Here is a 16,910-nt window from a genome sequence, read left to right as displayed (position 1 = left end):
TTTCGCCCGCATTCACAACTTTCTCTATTCCGCCGCCACCATCACCGGTTCGGCCCGGTGCGCGTTGCGCGAAAACTCGTCGATGCGCCGCTCCACCTCGCCGCGGAAATGCCGCATCAGACCCTGGATCGGCCATGCCGCCGCATCGCCCAGCGCGCAGATCGTGTGGCCTTCGATCTGCTTGGTGACGTCGAGCAACATGTCGATCTCGCGCTTCTGCGCCTCGCCACGCACCAGCCGCTCCATCACCCGCCACATCCAGCCGGTGCCTTCGCGGCACGGCGTGCACTGGCCGCAGCTCTCATGCTTGTAGAAATAGGACAGCCGCGCGATCGCCTTCACGACATCGGTCGACTTGTCCATGACGATGACGGCCGCCGTGCCAAGGCCCGATTTGAGGTCGCGCAGCGCATCGAAATCCATCGGCGCGTCGATGATCTGCTCCGCCGGCACCAGCGGCACCGAAGCGCCGCCCGGAATGACCGCGAGCAGATTGTCCCAGCCGCCGCGAATACCGCCGCAATGCGTTTCGATCAGCTCGCGGAACGGGATCGACATCGCCTCTTCGACGGTGCACGGATTGTTGACGTGGCCAGAGATGCAGAACAGCTTGGTGCCGACATTGTTGGGCCGCCCGAAGGACGAGAACCAGGCCGCGCCCCGACGCAGGATGGTCGGCGCCACCGCGATGGACTCGACATTGTTGACCGTTGTCGGACAACCGTACAAGCCGACATTGGCCGGGAATGGCGGCTTCAGCCGCGGCTGGCCCTTTTTGCCTTCAAGGCTTTCGAGCAGCGCCGTCTCCTCGCCGCAAATATAGGCGCCGGCGCCGTGATGCATGTAGACGTCGAAATCATAGCCTGATGTGTTGCCCTTACCGATCAGCTTGGCCTCATAGGCCTCCTCGATGGCCCGCTGCAGCGCCTCGCGCTCGCGGATGAACTCGCCGCGCACATAGATATAGGCGGCGACCGCGCCCATCGCGAAGCCGGCGAGCAAGGCGCCCTCGACCAGCGTGTGCGGGTCGTTGCGCAGGATGTCGCGGTCCTTGCAAGTGCCGGGCTCGGATTCGTCGGCATTGATGACCAGGTAGCTCGGTCGGCCGTCGCTCTGCTTGGGCATGAACGACCATTTGAGGCCCGTCGGGAAGCCGGCGCCGCCACGGCCACGCAGGCCCGACGCCTTCATCTCGTTGACGATCCAGTCACGCCCCTTGGCGACGATGCCGGGCGTGTTGTCCCAGGCGCCGCGCGCCATGGCGCCGGCCAGCGACTTGTCGAAGAGGCCGTAGATGTTGGTGAAGATGCGGTCTTTGTCCTGAAGCATTTTTCGTCCCTCAGACCGGCTTCTTGCCGAAAACGCGGATGTATTCGGCGACACCGCCCTTGGCGAGCGCCTTGGCCTGCTTGACCCAGTCATCGCGATCGATGCGGCCGTTGAAGGAGAGATAGCCGTCCACCCACTCGCGCTCGGCCTTCTTCCACGAAGCGACCTGCGCGAAGGTGAAAATACCAAGCGTATGCAGGATGCCCTCGATCTTCGGGCCGACGCCGGAGATCAGCTTGAGGTCGTCGACCGCGGCCGGCCTGTCGATACCGGCCGGACGGTTCTTGTCGTCCAACGACGGCTTTGCCGACTTTGCACTTGCCGTGACCGAAGCTTTCGCCGCCGGCGCGGTTGCGGCCGGGGCCTGGGCTTCCGGCGCCTTGAACGCAGCGGCCGGTTCGGCCTTGGCCGTCGGCCCATTGCGCTGCTTGGCGACCTTCTCGACTTCGGGCGCCGCCGTATTGGCGTTGGCGGCCGAAAGCGGCGGTGCCGAAACGCTCGCCGCCGTCTCAGCTGCCGGCGCCACCTTGGTCGCCGAAGGCGTCTTCAGGGCCGGGCTGGTTTCAGGCGCGTCGGTTTTCGGCTTGCTGGCATTGGACGGCGCTACAGAGGCAGCCGGCGCCACAGGGGCGGCCGGCGCGGCTGCGACTGGCGCGGCGGCAGCGGTCGGCGCCGCATTCTGGGCGGCCTTGGTCGCCGCCTTGGCTTCCTTGTCGCGCGTGGTCTTGAGGATCGCCTTTTCGCTCTTCAGCGTCGTCAGGCCAGAGGCCGGCTCCGAGCCGGTGCGACCGTTCTGCGGTCCCGGCGCCACCGAGGCACCCTTGCCCGCGTCATAAAGATCGATGATTTCGGCCAGCCGTTCCGGCGTCAGATCCTCGAACGTGTCCTTGAACACCATCACCATCGGCGCGTTGACGCAGGCGCCAAGGCACTCGACCTCTTCCCACGACAAAGTGCCCTTGTCATTGGTGTGGAACTGGTCGTGGTGGATTTTCGAGCGGCAGACATCCATCAGCGCTTCCGAGCCGCGCAGCATGCAAGGCGTGGTGCCGCAAACCTGGATATGCGCGCGGGTGCCGACCGGATTGAGCTGGTACTGCGTGTAGAAGGTCGCGACCTCGAGCCCGCGGATACGCGGCATGCCCAGCATGTCCGAAATCGTCTCGATCGCGGCCTTGGTGACCCAGCCTTCCTGCTCCTGCGCAATCATCAGCAACGGGATGATCGCCGACTGCTCGCGGCCCTTCGGGTATTTCTTGATCCATTGCTTCGCCGCTGCCGCGTTCGCCCGGTTGAAGGCGAAGGATGCTGGCTGGACGCTGGCTTCTGCGAGACGGCGGACTGACATTTAGCGATCGACCTCACCAAACACGATGTCGAGGGAGCCGAGAACGGCGGTGACGTCGGCCAGCATGTGGCCGCGGCAGAGGAAATCCATCGCCTGCAGATGCGCGAAACCGGGCGCGCGCAGCTTGCAACGGTAAGGCTTGTTGGAGCCGTCGGAGACGAGATAGACGCCGAACTCGCCTTTCGGCGCCTCGACGGCCGCATAGACCTCGCCGGCCGGCACGCGATAGCCCTCGGTGTAGAGCTTGAAGTGATGGATCAGCGCTTCCATCGAGCGTTTCATCGCCTGGCGCTTCGGCGGCACGATCTTGCCGTCGAGGTTCGAGACCGGGCCGGTGCTTTCCTTGCCGAGCAGCAGATCAATGCACTGGCGCATGATCCTGGCCGACTGGCGCATTTCTTCCATGCGCACGAGGTAACGGTCGTAGCAGTCGCCGTTCTTGCCGATCGGGATGTCGAAATCCATTTCCGAATAGCATTCATAAGGCTGCGACTTGCGCAGGTCCCACGGCGCGCCCGAACCGCGCACCATGACGCCGGAAAAGCCCCAGGCCCAAGCATCGGCCAATGAGACGATGCCGATATCGACATTGCGCTGCTTGAAGATGCGGTTGCCGGTCAGCAGACGATCGAGGTCGTCGATCGACTTCAGGAACGGGTCGATCCACTTGCCGATATCCTCGACCAGCTGGCGCGGCAGGTCCTGGTGGACGCCGCCGGGACGGAAATAAGCGGCATGCATGCGCGAACCGGAGGCACGCTCATAGAACACCATCAGCTTTTCGCGTTCGACGAAGCCCCACAGCGGCGGCGTCAGCGCGCCGACGTCCATGGCCTGCGTCGTCACATTGAGGATGTGCGACATGATGCGGCCGATCTCGCAATAAAGCACGCGGATCAGCTGGCCGCGCCTCGGCACCTCGATGCCGAGTAAGCGCTCGACGGCCAGAGCAAAGGCATGCTCCTGGTTCATCGGCGCGCAATAATCGAGCCGGTCGAGATAAGGCACCGCCTGCAGATAGGTTTTTGCCTCGATCAGCTTTTCCGTGCCGCGATGCAGCAGGCCAATATGCGGATCGACGCGATCGACGACTTCGCCGTCGAGTTCCAGAACCAACCTCAAAACACCATGCGCCGCAGGGTGTTGCGGCCCGAAATTGATGTTGAAATTGCGGACGGAGGTTTCAGCCATTCTGGCGCCTCAATTCGTCTTGGCTTTTTCGTCCCCGGGCAGCACGTAGTCCGTGCCTTCCCAAGGCGAGAGAAAATCGAAATTGCGGAATTCCTGCTTCAGTTCCACAGGCTCGTAGATGACGCGCTTGGCTTCGTCGTCGTAACGCACCTCGACGAAGCCGGTCAGCGGGAAATCCTTGCGCAGCGGATGGCCTTCGAAGCCGTAATCGGTCAGCAGGCGGCGCAAATCGGGATGGCCCGAAAACAGCACGCCATAGAGATCGTAGGTCTCGCGCTCGAACCAGTCGGCACCCGGGAACACGCCGGTGATCGACGGCACCATCGTCTCCTCGTCGGCCAGAACCTTGACGCGGATGCGCACATTCTGTTTCGGCGAGAGCAGGTGATAGACGACGTCGAAGCGCTTGGCCCGCGATGGATAATCGGCGCCGCAGACATCGATGATGGAGATGAACTGGCAACGCGCATCGTCGCGCAGGAAGGTCATCACTTCGACCAGGTCGCGCGGCTCGACATGAACGGTGAGTTCGCCAAAGGCGATCGCCGCGTCGTTGACGCGGCCGATCAGCTTCTCGCCGAGATAGGTCGACAGTTCGCTAAGGGATGCGGCCATGGATTTACCGTTCGATCGTGCCGGTGCGGCGGATCTTCTTCTGCAAGAGAAGAATGCCGTAGAGCAGGGCTTCGGCGCTCGGCGGGCAGCCGGGCACATAGATGTCGACCGGCACCACACGGTCGCAGCCGCGCACCACCGAATAGGAATAGTGGTAGTAGCCGCCGCCATTGGCGCACGAGCCCATCGAGATGACGTAGCGCGGCTCCGGCATCTGGTCGTAGACCTTGCGCAGCGCCGGGGCCATCTTGTTGGTGAGCGTGCCGGCGACGATCATGATATCGGACTGGCGCGGTGACGCGCGCGGCGCGACACCGAACCGCTCCGAATCGTAGCGCGGCATCGAGGTGTGGATCATCTCGACCGCGCAGCAGGCCAGACCAAAGGTCATGAACATCAGCGAACCGCTGCGTGCCCAGGTGATCAGCGCCTCGGTCGAGGTGACCAGAAAGCCCTTGTCGGCAAGCTCATTGTTGATTTCGAGGAAGAAGGGATCGTCCTCCCCCACCGGCCTGCCGGTGTTGGGATCGATGAGGCCCTTGGGCTTCGGCGCGACCAGGGTACCTGAACTGTCGTTCAATCCCATTCCAGCGCTCCTTTTTTCCATTCATAGGCAAAGCCGATGGTCAGCACTGCCAAAAACACCATCATCGACCAGAAGCCGAGCATGCCGATCTTCGAGAAGGACACGGCCCAGGGAAACAGGAAGGCCACTTCCAGATCGAAGATGATGAACAGGATCGACACCAGGTAGAAGCGGATGTCGAATTTCATGCGGGCGTCGTCGAACGAGTTGAAACCGCACTCGTAGGCGGACAGCTTTTCGGGATCGGGATTGCGGTACGCCACCAGGAACGGTGCGGCCAGCAGCGCCAAGCCGACGACCAGCGCCACGCCGATGAACAAGACAATGGGCAGGTACGAACTGAGAAGTGCGTTCATGCTCGGCTTTCCGTTGGAGCCAATCCACTTTGATTACAGCACCGGACCTTAATGCGGAAGCGTGACAGTTTAACCGCTGAACCGTTTTAAGGGGCCTATGTTGCAACGCGGCGAGGGTTAGCGCAGCACTTCCAGCGAAGCAAGTCAAACCTTGTTCAAAACACCGTCCTGGACGGCATGTCGCGCTAAACTGGTCCGATCGGCTCCTGTTTGATTTCCTTCATTTTTTACTCCACTTTTGTCTCCTGACACGGTTGCCGCCAAAACCCTGCTAGCATGGCTTGGAATCATCCGTCAGAACCGCCTCAGAGTCGCATCCGAATGAAGGAAAAGATCTCGCTCCCCATGGCTCGGCGCATCGCGCTCGCCGCGCAAGGGTTTCTCGATCCCCGGCCAAGTGGCACGCCCGACCGCCGCCACTTCGCCCGCGTGCTCTCCCGCACCGGCCTGCTGCAGATCGATTCCGTAAGCGCGGTGGTACGCGCTCACTACATGCCGCTCTATTCGCGGCTTGGCCCCTACCCGCTCGCTCTGCTCGACAATGCCGCCATCACCCGCAAGCGCACAATCTTCGAATACTGGGCGCATGAGGCTTCGTTCCTGCCGGTCGAGACCTACCCGCTGATGCGCTGGCGCATGCAGCGCGCCGAACAAGGCGATGAAATGTATCTCGGCCTGGCCAAATGGGGTCGCGAGCACGCCGCCTATATAGAAGAGATCTACCGCGAGGTTGTCGCGCGCGGCCCGATTGCCGCTTCGGCGCTGGAAGGCCAGAAGGGTTCGGGCGGCTGGTGGGGCTGGAGCCACGCCAAGCACGCCTTCGAATGGCTGTTCTGGGCCGGTCGTATCACCACGGCGCACCGCCGCGGCTTCGAGCGCTTCTATGACCTGCCGGAACGCGTGCTGCCGCAGGCGATCCTCGATCTGCCGGTGCCGGCTGCCGAGGACGCGCATCGCGAATTGCTGCGCATCTCGGCCCGCGCCCACGGCATCGCGACATCAGGCGATTTGCGCGACTATTTCCGCCTGTCGCCGGCCGACATGAAGGGCCGGCTGGAGGAACTGGTCGAGTTGGGCGAACTGCTGCCGGTGCGTGTCGAGGGCTGGGACAAGCCGGCTTACCTTGACAAGGACGCCCGCCTGCCCCGGAAAATCGAGGCCCGCGCCTTGCTGGCGCCGTTCGACCCGGTGGTCTTCGAACGGTCGCGCTCTGAACGCCTCTTCAATTTCCACTACCGCATCGAAATCTACACGCCCGCCGAAAAGCGCCAATACGGCTATTACGTCCTGCCCTTCCTGCTCGGCGACAAGATCGTGGCGCGCGTCGACCTGAGGGCTGACCGGCCGGGCAGCGTCCTGCGCGTCCATGCCGCCTACCCCGAACCCGGCGCACCGCCTGAAACCGCTGCGCAACTGTTCGAGGAATTGAAGCAGATGCAGGGCTGGCTTGGCCTTGAACGCATGGACGTGACGCCGGCCGGTGGTCTGGGTCCGGCGCTGGCCGACATCGCCATGTCGTAACCCCGCGTTGACACCGCCACCCGCAAAAGCCTAAATCCGATCCAGACGGTCCCCTGCCCGCAACGGCAAGGGCTAAGAGGGAATGCGGTGCGGGACGAAATCCCAAATCCGCGGCTGTCCCCGCAACTGTAAGCGAAGAGCCAAGGCCGAAAGCCACTGGGAGTTCCCGGGAAGGCGGCTATCCAAGGCGATGACCCGCGAGCCAGGAGACCTGCCGTCTGCGACAGAAGAATCCGATCGCCCGGCGGGTTTCCGGGCAAGGAGCCCGGCTTTTTGGACCAGAACAGCAGTTTTTCGGCTGGCACAGCGGATATCTCGTCCGCCGACAACGATGCCTTGGCGGGCGTCACCGTCATCGTCTGTGCTTCCTGCCGCAATGAGGCCGGCTCCGACGCGCATCCCCGCGCCGGCGAACTTTTGGCCGAAGATACGCGCCGCGCCGCAGCGGCCGACAATATCCGCGTCCGCACGGTCGAATGCCTTGGCAATTGCAAGCGCCGTCTCAGCGCCGCGATCCTGCGCGATGGCTGCTGGAGCTATGTCTTCGGCGACCTGACCCCGACCAGCGGCCCCGACCTCATCACCTGCGCAAAACTCTTCGCCACCTCGACCGATGGCCTCATCCCATGGCGCGGCCGGCCTGATTCCCTCAAGCGCGGCCTCGTGGCCCGTATTCCACCTCTCGACATGCTGAAGGACCAACCATGAGCGCTCCAAATCCGGCCGGCAATCTCTCCCGTGTACCCTGCACCGTTGTCACCGGCTTCCTCGGCGCCGGCAAGACAACGCTGGTCCGCCATCTCCTCGAAAACGCCGGCGGCAAGCGCATAGCGATCATCGTCAACGAATTTGGCGACATCGGCATCGACGGCGAAATCCTCAAAGGCTGCGGCATCGACACCTGCCCGGAGGAAAACATCGTCGAACTGGCCAATGGCTGCATCTGCTGCACCGTGGCCGACGATTTCGTTCCGGCGCTGGACAAGATCCTGTCGCTGACGCCGAAAGTCGACCACATCCTGATCGAAACCTCGGGCCTCGCTTTGCCCAAGCCGCTGGTCCAGGCCTTCCAATGGCCGAGCGTAAAGAGCCGGGTGACGGTCGATGGCGTCATCGCCGTGGTCGACGGCCCGGCGCTGGCCGAGGGCCGTGTCGCCAACGACATGGACGCCCTGCAGGCGCAGCGTGCTCAGGACGACAGCCTCGACCATGACGACCCGGTCGAGGAAGTGTTCGAGGATCAGATCGCCTGCGCCGACCTGATCATCCTGTCGAAGAGCGACCTGATGGACGCCGCCGGTTCGGCCCGCGCCAACGCCATCATCAATGAACATTCCGCCCGCGCGGTAAAAATCGTGCCGACGTCGCATGGCAAGGTCGATCCCTCCGTGCTGCTCGGCCTCGGGCTCGCCGTCGAGGACGACATCGAGAACCGCAAGTCCCATCATGACGGCGCCTTCGACCACGAGCATGACGACTTCGACACCTTCATCGTCGACATTCCCTCGATCGCCAATCCCGATGATCTGGCAAAGCGCGTCGCCACCGCCGCCGAACAGGAAAATGTGCTGCGCGTGAAGGGTTTCGTCGAAGTCGGCGGCAAGCCGATGCGGCTTTTGCTGCAGGCCGTCGGGCCGCGCGTCAATCATTACTATGACCGCGCCTGGACGGCGCAAGACGATCGCCGCTCGCGCCTCGTCGTCATTGGCCTGAAGGGGCTGAACCGCCCGGCAATCGAAGCTATACTCGCCGGCTGACGCCAACCGCCCTAGCAATTCCAGGAAAAGTGTTTCACGGGCTTCCCACAGGAATTGCGTAAAAACAAGGAGATAGAGCGGTTCGCCGTTTCCGTGAAACGGATAACCGCGCTAGACCGCGATGCATATCCTCACCACGACCTCCGCCTCGCTCGACGATCTCGCCGAGCCGGTCGATCTGCGGCAGACGCCGGCGGATATCGTGGCCCTGTCCTTTACAGACAGCGACCTTGCTGGCCTTGCGGCCGCATGGAAGGCGGATGCCGCCCGCCTGCCCTCGATGCGGCTGGCGGCGCTGCGCGACCTGCGCCATCCCATGTCGGTCGACCTCTGGATCGACCGTGTGGCGCGCCACGCCAAAATCATCCTTGTCCGCATCCTCGGCGGCTACGACTGGTGGCGCTACGGCTGCGACCAGCTTGCCTCGACAGCCCGCGAACGCGGCATCAAGCTGGCTTTGCTTCCGGGTGAAAGCCACGACGAGGACCTCAGACTGATCGAAGCCTCAACGCTGCCGCGTGAGGAATTGGACGCGCTGCTCGGCTATTTCCGCGAGGGTGGCCCGGCCAATATGAGCGCGCTGGTTCAGCGATTGGCAGGCTTGGCTGGAGGGGAAGCAACGGTTTCGGCGCCGGTTGCAGTGCCGAAGGCCGGATTTTACGAGCCTGGGCGCGGAGTTGTGGAACGACTGGATCTTTCAAACGCCGGCGTTGACAACGTCAACGCTCGTGTTATCCCCATCCTGTTCTATCGCTCGATGCTGCTCGCCGCCGACGTCGCGCCCATCGACGCGCTTTTTGAAGCGCTCCGCCAGCGCGGCATCGCCCCGATCCCCATCTTCGTCTCCAGCCTGAAAGACCCGACCTCCCTCGCCTTCGTCGAAACCGCGCTGGCCACGCTAAACCCCGCCGCCATCATCACCGCGACCGCCTTCGCCTCCGGCGCCGAGCCCGGCGTCGAAACCCTGTTCGACCGCGCCGGCGTGCCCGTCTTCCAGGTCATCGTCGCCACCACCCGCCGCGATGTCTGGGAAAACAATCAGCGCGGCCTGGCACCCGCCGACCTTGCCATGCATGTCGTGCTGCCCGAACTTGATGGCCGCATCCTCGCCGGAGCGATTTCCTTCAAGGGCGAGAGCGAGGTTGATCCCGCGCTCGGCCATCGCGCTTTCTCCAACCGGCCCGAACCGGATCGTGTGGCGCAGGTGGCAGACCGTGTCGCTGCGTTCATTCGCCTGCAGGAGACGCCCCGCGCCGGGCGCAAGCTCGCCATCCTGATCCCGGATTATCCAAGCGCGCCTGGCCGCACCGGCTATGCCGTCGGTCTCGACGTGCCGTCCAGTGTGCTTGCCATGCTGCATGACCTCAGCGAACAGGGCTATGTGGTTGAGGGGATTCCGCAATCGCCGCGCGAGTTGTTGGATTTACTGGAGCGGGGCGATGGTGGGTTGGGGCTGGACGACTATCTGAGCTTCTCGAAGGAATTGCCGGTTGAGGCAATGACTGCCGTCGAAGCTGCGTGGGGGAAGGCAAAAGACGAGACAGGGTTGCGCGAGGCCCCCCTCTCTGTCCTGCCGGACTCGGCCCTTCGCTGTCGCTCCGGGCGTTCGTCGCTCGGAAAGCCAAGCAATTGGCTTTCCGTCCGCTGCGCGGACCGTTCCTCACCCCCCTCAAGGGGGGAGATTGGCAGTTCCGCTGCAGGCTCTCTTCTTACAACGCTTGAGATTGGCGAAGGCGCAGATAACAGCTCAATCTCCCCCCTTGTGGGGGGTGAGGAACGGTCCGCGCAGCGGACGGAAAGCCAATTGCTTGGCTTTCCGAGCGACGAACGCCCGGAGCGACAGCGAAGGGCCGAGTCCGGCAGGACAGAGGGGGGCGCCTCGCGCCAGCCTTCGCTATCATGCAAGAAACACTTCCCCTTCCGCGCCGCCACCTTCGGCAACATCACCGTCGCCCTCGCCCCCGATCGCGGCCGCTCCGCCGACCGCCGCGCGGACTACCACGACCCGACGCTCCCCCCGCGCCATGCCCTGCTCGCTTTCGGCCTGTGGCTGCGCAAGTCCCTCGGCATCCACGCCCTGATCCATGTCGGTGCGCACGGCACACTGGAATGGCTGCCTGGCAAGACGGTTGCCCTCTCGCAAAGCTGCTTCCCCGAGATCGTCACCGGTGGATTACCCGTCATCTATCCCTTCATCGTCTCCAATCCTGGCGAGGCCGCGCAGGCCAAGCGGCGCATCGCCGCCGTCACGCTTGGCCATCTGCCACCACCGCTGACCGGCGCTGGGCTGGACGAAAACCAGCACAAACTTGAACGCCTGGTCGACGAATACGCCCAGGCCGACGGCCTCGACCGCCGCCGCCGCGACCGACTGGCGAAACTGATTGTCGAGACTGCGCAAAAGACAGGCCTCGCTTCTGAAGCCGGCGTCGCCACGACCGACGCGCCCGACGAAGCGCTGCGCCGCATCGATGCCTGGCTCTGCGACCTCAAGGATTTCGCCGTCAAGGATGGGCTGCACATCTATGGCCGGGCGCCCGATGACGAACCCGACGCAATGCGTCGGCAAAGCGCCGAGGCTGAAAAGTCGGCCCTGCTGGCCGCGCTCGATGGACGCCACGTCAAGGCCGGTCCGGCCGGCGCGCCGGCGCGTGGCCGCTCCGATGTGCTGCCCACCGGCCGCAATCTATTCACCTCGGACCCGCGCACCATGCCGACGCCGACCGCCTATGATCTGGGCAAGGCAGCGGCGGAAGAAGTGGTGCGCGGCTATATGCAATCGCATGGCGACTGGCCACGCTCGCTGGTCATCGACCTCTGGGGCTCGGCCTCGCTGCGCACCGGCGGCGAGGAGATCGCGCAAGGCTTGGCGCTGATGGGGTGCCGGCCGCAATGGGATGCCGCCACCGGCCGCATCACCGGCATCGAGGTGCTACCGCCGGCCACGCTCGGCCGCCCGCGCGTCGATGTCACCTGGCGCATTTCGGGCCTGTTCCGCGATATGTTCCCGACCCAGATCGCGCTGATCGATACCGCCGCCAACGCCGTTGCCGCGCGCGACGAGGAGGATTCGGAAAACCCGCTCGCGGCCAAAACCCGCGCCGACGGCAAGATCAGCCCGCGCATCTTCGGCACCTCGCCCGGCACTTACGGCGCCGGCGTCGAGGATCTTTTGTCGAGCGGCGACTGGGCCGCGCGCGAAGAGATCGGCCGCGCCTATCTCGACGCCACCTCGCACGCCTATGGCGGTGCTGGCGGCGAAGGAATCGCCTCCCCCGGCGCCTTTGAAACCCGCATCGCCGAGGCCGATCTGCTCGTCCACACCGGCGACGATCCTGGCCGCGATATCCTGGAAGGCTCCGCCGACGTCGCTTTCATAGGCGGCTTTTCGGCCGCTCTTGCGGCGCTGGGCCGGAATGCCGACGTCATCGTGCTCGACACGACGGACCCGCAAAAGCCCAAGCCACGCTCGGTCAGCGAAGCCGTATCGCGGGTGGTGCGGGCGCGCGCGGTCAATGCCCGCTTCATATCTGGCCAGATGCGGCACGGCCCGCGCGGCGCCTCTGAATTCGCCGAAACGGTCGACCGGCTCATCGGCTTCGCCGAAACCACCCATGCCATATCGGGCACACTGATCGAGGCCGTGCACGACGCCTATGTCGGCGATCCCCTGGTCCGCGCCTTCATCCTGCGCGAGAATCCTGCCGCGGCGAAAGTCATTGCCGAGCGTTTCCTGTCGGCGCGCCGACGCGGCCTGTGGCATCCCCTACGCAATTCCATCGACGACGATCTTGCCGCGCTGATTGCCGAAGCCGAGGCGCTCGGGGTCGCGGCATGAACGCCGTTTCAAGGCGCGGCGCCTGCCCGGCTTTGTCGGCGCCGATGCAGACGGGCGATGGCCTGCTGGTGCGGCTCAACCCGGTCGCCGGAGGCTTATCGCCCAAGCTTTTGATCGGACTGGCCGAATCCGCCTTGCGCCATGGCAACGGCATCATGGAGGTGACCGCACGTGGCAGCCTGCAGATACGCGGGCTGACCGGGGAAAGTGCCCCGCTGCTGGCCGCGGAGGTCGATGCGCTGGGCATTGCCGTGCGCACCGGCGTGCCGGTCGAGACCGGGCCGCTGGCGGGCATTGACCCGCAGGAGATCGCCGATCCGCGGCCGCTGGCTGAGCGGATCAGGGTGGCGGTCGAGGAAGGCGGGCTGGTGCAACGGCTCGGGCCGAAGGTTTCGGTTGTTGTGGATGGTGGCGGGCAGCTGACGCTGGATGCGGTGACGGCCGATATCAGGCTGAAGGCGGCGCAGAGCGACGAAGGCGTTCTGTGGATTGTATCTGTCGCCGGTGACGGCCAAAGCGCGAAACGGCTTACGACGGTTGAGGACGATGCAGCGCGCGATATCACTGTCGCTGCTCTTCGAATGGTTGCCGAGAAGGGCCGCGATGCCCATGCGCGTGATTTGCCCGAGAGGCAACTGGCGTCTCTCGCAGGATGGCTTTTGACAGGTTTGCGCGAGGCGCCCCCCTCTGTCCTGCCGGACATCTCCCCCACTTGGGGGGAGATTGCTCATTCACGCTCGGCCTCGCCAATTTCCACTGCTGAAGAGAGAAAGCTGAGGCCAGAACTGCCAATCTCCCCCCTTGTGGGGGAGATGTCCGGCAGGACAGAGGGGGGCGCCTCGCGCAACCCTATCGGCCTTTTCCCCTTAGCCGGCGACACTTTCACCCTCGGCATCGCTCTCCCCTACGGTAGCATGCCGGCCGAAAACATCATCGGCCTCGCGCAGAGCGCCCTCACCCTTGGCACAACTGAAATCCGCCTCGCCCCAGGTCGCGCCCTGCTTTTCCTTGGCCAACCTGCCTCCGCAAACTACCCCCTCCAACACACCGCCACCACCCTCGGCTTCGTCACCTCCCCCGCCGACCCGCGCACCCGCATTGCCGCCTGCCCCGGCACCCCTGCCTGCGCCTCCGGCCACATCGCCACGCGCGACGTCGCCGAAACGATCGCTGTCGAAAACGCCGACATTCTCGACTTCACCCTGCACATTTCCGGCTGTGCCAAGGGCTGCGCACACCCCGGCCCGGCAGCGCTCACAATCGTCGGCGGCGAAAATGGAGCCGGACTTGTCGTGAACGCGACGGCAAAGGCCCTTCCTGCCGGCTACAGGCCGGGCTATGACGCCGCGCGCGGTGTCAGTCGCGTCGCGGCGGTGATCCGCAGCGCACGATATCAAGGCGAGACCGCAGCCCACTGCCTGACAAGGCTCGGGCCGGAGGCCATCGCCGAGGCTTACCGACAGGCCCAAACCGAAAAACGGAAATGAGCATGGCCGCCTACGACTACATCCACGACGGCACGGCGATCTACGAGCGCTCCTTCGCCATCATCCGCGCCGAGGCCGACCTCTCGCGTTTCTCGGAAGCCGAAGCCGATGTCGCCATCCGCATGATCCATGCTTGCGGCCAGGTCGAAGCATCAAGCCATTTCGTGTTCTCCCCCGATTTCGTTGCTGCCGCCCGCACCGCTTTGGCGGCCGGCGCGCCGATCTTCTGCGACGCCGAAATGGTCTCGCATGGCGTCACCCGCGCCCGCCTGACGGCCGGCAACGAGGTGATCTGCACCTTACGCGACCCGCGCACGTCTGAAATCGCCAAAGCGATCGGCAACACCCGCTCCGCCGCAGCGATCGACCTGTGGGGCGAGCGCATGGCTGGCTCCGTCGTCGCCATTGGCAACGCGCCGACAGCACTGTTCTATCTCTTGGAAAAGCTGCGTGACGGCGCGCCGAAACCGGCGGCCATCATCGGCATGCCGGTCGGGTTCGTCGGCGCTGCCGAATCCAAGGATGCGCTGGCCGAGAATTCCTACGGCGTGCCCTATGCCATCGTGCGTGGCCGGCTTGGCGGCAGCGCGATGACCGCCGCCGCGCTCAATTCCCTGGCGAGGCCGGGCCTGTGAACGCGCTTCCGAAAGGCCGCCTCGTCGGCGTCGGCACTGGTCCCGGCGACCCCGAACTGTTGACGCTGAAGGCCGCACGGGCCCTGGCCGAGGCCGATGTCGTTGCCTATTTCGCCAAGCGCGGCAACAACAGCAATGCGCGCGCCATCGTCGAAGCACGCTTCCGGTCGGACATGCTGGAATTGCCGCTGCTCTACCCCGTCACGACCGAAATCGACAAGGATCACGACGACTACCGCTCGCAGATAACCGGTTTCTATGAAGAGTCGGCCGAGAGGGTGGCCGAACACCTCGAAGCCGGCAGGATGGTTGCCGTCCTGTCCGAGGGCGACCCGCTTTTCTATGGCTCCTACATGCATCTGCATGTCCGCCTCGCCCATCGTTTCCCGACCGAAGTCATTCCCGGCGTCACCGCCATGTCGGGCTGCTGGTCGCAGACCGGTGTGCCGATCGTCCAGGGCGACGACGTGCTGACGGTTTTGCCCGGCACGATGAGCGAGTTCGAGCTGACGCGGCGGCTCGCCGATACCGATGCCGCCGTCATCATGAAGGTCGGCCGCAACCTGCCCAAGATCAGGCGGGCCTTGGAGGCCACCGGCAAGCTGGCGCGCGCCGTCTATGTCGAGCGCGGCACCATGGCCGGCAGCGTCTCGATGAAGCTCGCCGACAAGCCGGACGACAAGGCGCCCTACTTCGCCATCGTGCTGGTCGCCGGCTGGTCCGGCCGGCCGGGCGTGCTGGGAGCGCCGGCATGAGCGGCCGCCTCACAGTCATTGGGCTTGGGCCTGGCAATGCCGATCAGGTCACGCCGGAAGCCAGCCGGGCTGTTGCGGAAGCAAAGTTCTTCTATGGCTACAAGCCCTATCTTGACCGGCTTGAACTGCGTCCAGACCAGACTCGCGTCGCCTCGGACAATCGCGAGGAACTCGCCCGTTCCAAGGACGCGCTGACAAAGGCAGCCGAGGGCCATGACGTCGCCGTCGTCTCCGGTGGTGATCCCGGTGTCTTCGCCATGGCGGCGGCGGTTTGTGAGGCAATCGAGGCCGGTCCGGCCGAATGGCGCGCGGTCGATGTCGCTGTTGTGCCCGGCATCACCGCCATGCTGGCAGTCGCTGCCCGCATCGGCGCGCCGCTCGGCCATGATTTCTGCGCCATCTCGCTGTCCGACAATCTGAAGCCGTGGGATTTGATCGAGTTGCGCCTCTTGGCAGCGGCCGGTGCCGGCTTCGTCATCGCGCTCTACAACCCGATCAGCAAGGCACGGCCCTGGCAGCTTGGCCGTGCCTTCGAATGCCTGACCGCGATCCTGCCCGGCACCACGCCGGTCATCTTCGGCCGCGCCGCCGGCCGTCCGGACGAACGCATCGAAATCTATCTGCTGGCCGATGTCGATGCTGAAAAGGCCGACATGGCGACCTGCATCATCATCGGTTCTCCGGAAACCCGGATCATCAAGCGTGGCGACAGACCGGCACTGGTCTACACGCCGCGCTCGGCGGCGGGCTCGGCGAAATGATCGACCATCGCGGCCAGCGCATCGACGGTTTCAGCCGAGGGCACGTCCGGCAGATCGGGCCTGCGGACCATGATCAGGTCGATGCCAAGCGCCCGCGCAGCTGCAATCTTGCCGTAGGTCGCCGCGCCGCCGCTGTTCTTGGACACGACGACATCGATGCGGTGGTTTTCGAGCAGCGTGCGTTCGTCGTCCTCGCGAAACGGCCCGCGCGACAGCAGATAGTCGGCATCGGGCACCGCCACCTTCGGCTCGACAGGATCGACGCTGCGAATGAGATAATGGTGCTGCGGTGCGGCTTCGAACGCGGCGACCTCTTGCCGTCCCAGTGCCAGGAAAACGCGGCGCGGCACCGCTCCAAGCGCCTGCACGGCCTCGCCTGTTGTGTCGACTTCAGTCCAGCGATCCCCTTCGACGGGCTCCCAGCCGGGGCGCCGCAAGGCGAAAATCGGCGCGCCCGCCATGCGCGCGGCTTGCGCCGCATTGGCCGATATTCGCGCCGCATAGGGATGCGTGGCGTCGATCAGCAGGTCGATGCGCATGTCGTTGAGATAGGCCGCCAGCCCGCCAGCACCGCCAAAGCCGCCGACCCTTGTCGGCACGTTCTGGGCGATCGGGTTTTCCGTACGACCGGCCAGCGACAGCGTAACCGAGCAATCGGCACGCGCGGCCAACCTTCCAGCAAGTTGCCGGGCTTCCGTGGTGCCGCCGAGGATCAGAATGCGGTGGGTCAT

The 16,910-nt window shown here is 64.7% G+C and carries 15 protein-coding genes and 1 riboswitch; of the genes, 8 read left to right on the top strand and 7 right to left on the bottom strand.

Annotated elements, in window-relative coordinates; genetic code table 11:
* Positions 1-24: 24 nt before the first annotated feature.
* The 6 genes from nuoF to ACZYHG_RS19640 are packed head-to-tail and all read right to left on the bottom strand — an operon-like array spanning position 25 to position 5,425.
* Entirely contained in the window at positions 25-1,329 is a 1,305-nt protein-coding gene (gene nuoF / locus ACZYHG_RS19665) for an NADH-quinone oxidoreductase subunit NuoF (RefSeq protein ID WP_464609982.1), read from the bottom strand.
* Between the two features lie 10 nt (positions 1,330-1,339).
* Positions 1,340-2,677 carry an NADH-quinone oxidoreductase subunit E gene (locus tag ACZYHG_RS19660; RefSeq protein ID WP_464609981.1) on the bottom strand — a complete coding sequence of 446 codons (1,338 nt, stop codon included), beginning with the start codon at positions 2,675-2,677 and terminating at the stop codon, positions 1,340-1,342.
* Positions 2,678-3,868 carry an NADH-quinone oxidoreductase subunit D gene (locus tag ACZYHG_RS19655; protein WP_027029569.1) on the bottom strand — a complete coding sequence of 397 codons (1,191 nt, stop codon included), beginning with the start codon at positions 3,866-3,868 and terminating at the stop codon, positions 2,678-2,680. It lies immediately after the preceding gene.
* 9 nt (positions 3,869-3,877) lie between these two features.
* The gene (locus ACZYHG_RS19650; protein ID WP_464609980.1) at positions 3,878-4,483 is read right to left on the bottom strand and encodes an NADH-quinone oxidoreductase subunit C; all 606 of its coding nucleotides are present in this window, start codon (positions 4,481-4,483) and stop codon (positions 3,878-3,880) included.
* 4 nt (positions 4,484-4,487) lie between these two features.
* Positions 4,488-5,069 carry a NuoB/complex I 20 kDa subunit family protein gene (locus ACZYHG_RS19645; protein WP_027029571.1) on the bottom strand — a complete coding sequence of 194 codons (582 nt, stop codon included), beginning with the start codon at positions 5,067-5,069 and terminating at the stop codon, positions 4,488-4,490.
* Positions 5,060-5,425 carry an NADH-quinone oxidoreductase subunit A gene (locus ACZYHG_RS19640; RefSeq protein ID WP_010910112.1) on the bottom strand — a complete coding sequence of 122 codons (366 nt, stop codon included), beginning with the start codon at positions 5,423-5,425 and terminating at the stop codon, positions 5,060-5,062. Before ACZYHG_RS19640 ends, ACZYHG_RS19645 begins: the two co-directional genes overlap by 10 nt.
* Positions 5,426-5,746: 321 nt before the next feature.
* On the opposite strand from ACZYHG_RS19640, the gene ACZYHG_RS19635 reads away from it, so the two are divergent.
* The 8 genes from ACZYHG_RS19635 (at position 5,747) to ACZYHG_RS19600 (ending at position 16,179) form a co-directional block, all read left to right on the top strand.
* On the top strand, positions 5,747-6,946 hold the full coding sequence (locus ACZYHG_RS19635) for a winged helix-turn-helix domain-containing protein (RefSeq protein WP_464609979.1): 1,200 nt from the start codon (positions 5,747-5,749) through the stop codon (positions 6,944-6,946).
* A 29-nt stretch (positions 6,947-6,975) separates the two neighbouring features.
* A riboswitch (cobalamin riboswitch) is annotated at positions 6,976-7,179 on the top strand.
* 40 nt (positions 7,180-7,219) lie between these two features.
* Entirely contained in the window at positions 7,220-7,654 is a 435-nt protein-coding gene (locus ACZYHG_RS19630) for a DUF1636 family protein (RefSeq protein WP_464609978.1), read from the top strand.
* The gene (cobW, locus tag ACZYHG_RS19625) at positions 7,651-8,703 is read left to right on the top strand and encodes a cobalamin biosynthesis protein CobW (RefSeq protein WP_464609977.1); all 1,053 of its coding nucleotides are present in this window, start codon (positions 7,651-7,653) and stop codon (positions 8,701-8,703) included. Before ACZYHG_RS19630 ends, cobW begins: the two co-directional genes overlap by 4 nt.
* 121 nt (positions 8,704-8,824) lie before the next feature.
* Positions 8,825-12,541 carry a cobaltochelatase subunit CobN gene (locus tag ACZYHG_RS19620; RefSeq protein ID WP_464609976.1) on the top strand — a complete coding sequence of 1,239 codons (3,717 nt, stop codon included), beginning with the start codon at positions 8,825-8,827 and terminating at the stop codon, positions 12,539-12,541.
* The gene (gene cobG, locus ACZYHG_RS19615; protein WP_464609975.1) at positions 12,538-14,028 is read left to right on the top strand and encodes a precorrin-3B synthase; all 1,491 of its coding nucleotides are present in this window, start codon (positions 12,538-12,540) and stop codon (positions 14,026-14,028) included. The genes ACZYHG_RS19620 and cobG overlap by 4 nt, the downstream gene beginning before the upstream one ends.
* Before the next feature lie 2 nt (positions 14,029-14,030).
* Complete coding sequence (locus tag ACZYHG_RS19610) at positions 14,031-14,663, top strand: precorrin-8X methylmutase (RefSeq protein ID WP_464609974.1); 633 nt, start codon at positions 14,031-14,033, stop codon at positions 14,661-14,663.
* Positions 14,660-15,418, top strand: coding sequence for a precorrin-2 C(20)-methyltransferase (locus ACZYHG_RS19605; protein WP_464609973.1), 759 nt, complete (start codon positions 14,660-14,662; stop codon positions 15,416-15,418). Before ACZYHG_RS19610 ends, ACZYHG_RS19605 begins: the two co-directional genes overlap by 4 nt.
* Positions 15,415-16,179, top strand: a complete 765-nt coding sequence (locus tag ACZYHG_RS19600) for a precorrin-3B C(17)-methyltransferase (protein WP_464609972.1) — start codon at positions 15,415-15,417, stop codon at positions 16,177-16,179. Before ACZYHG_RS19605 ends, ACZYHG_RS19600 begins: the two co-directional genes overlap by 4 nt.
* Here ACZYHG_RS19600 and ACZYHG_RS19595 read toward each other — a convergent pair.
* Entirely contained in the window at positions 16,143-16,910 is a 768-nt protein-coding gene (locus ACZYHG_RS19595) for a cobalt-precorrin-6A reductase (protein WP_464609971.1), read from the bottom strand. The two genes, ACZYHG_RS19600 and ACZYHG_RS19595, sit on opposite strands and share 37 nt — an antisense overlap.

This window comes from Mesorhizobium subarcticum, assembly GCF_055456085.1.
The sequence above is the reverse complement of the archived record's forward strand: the minus strand, read 5'-3'. Positions and strand labels throughout refer to the sequence as shown.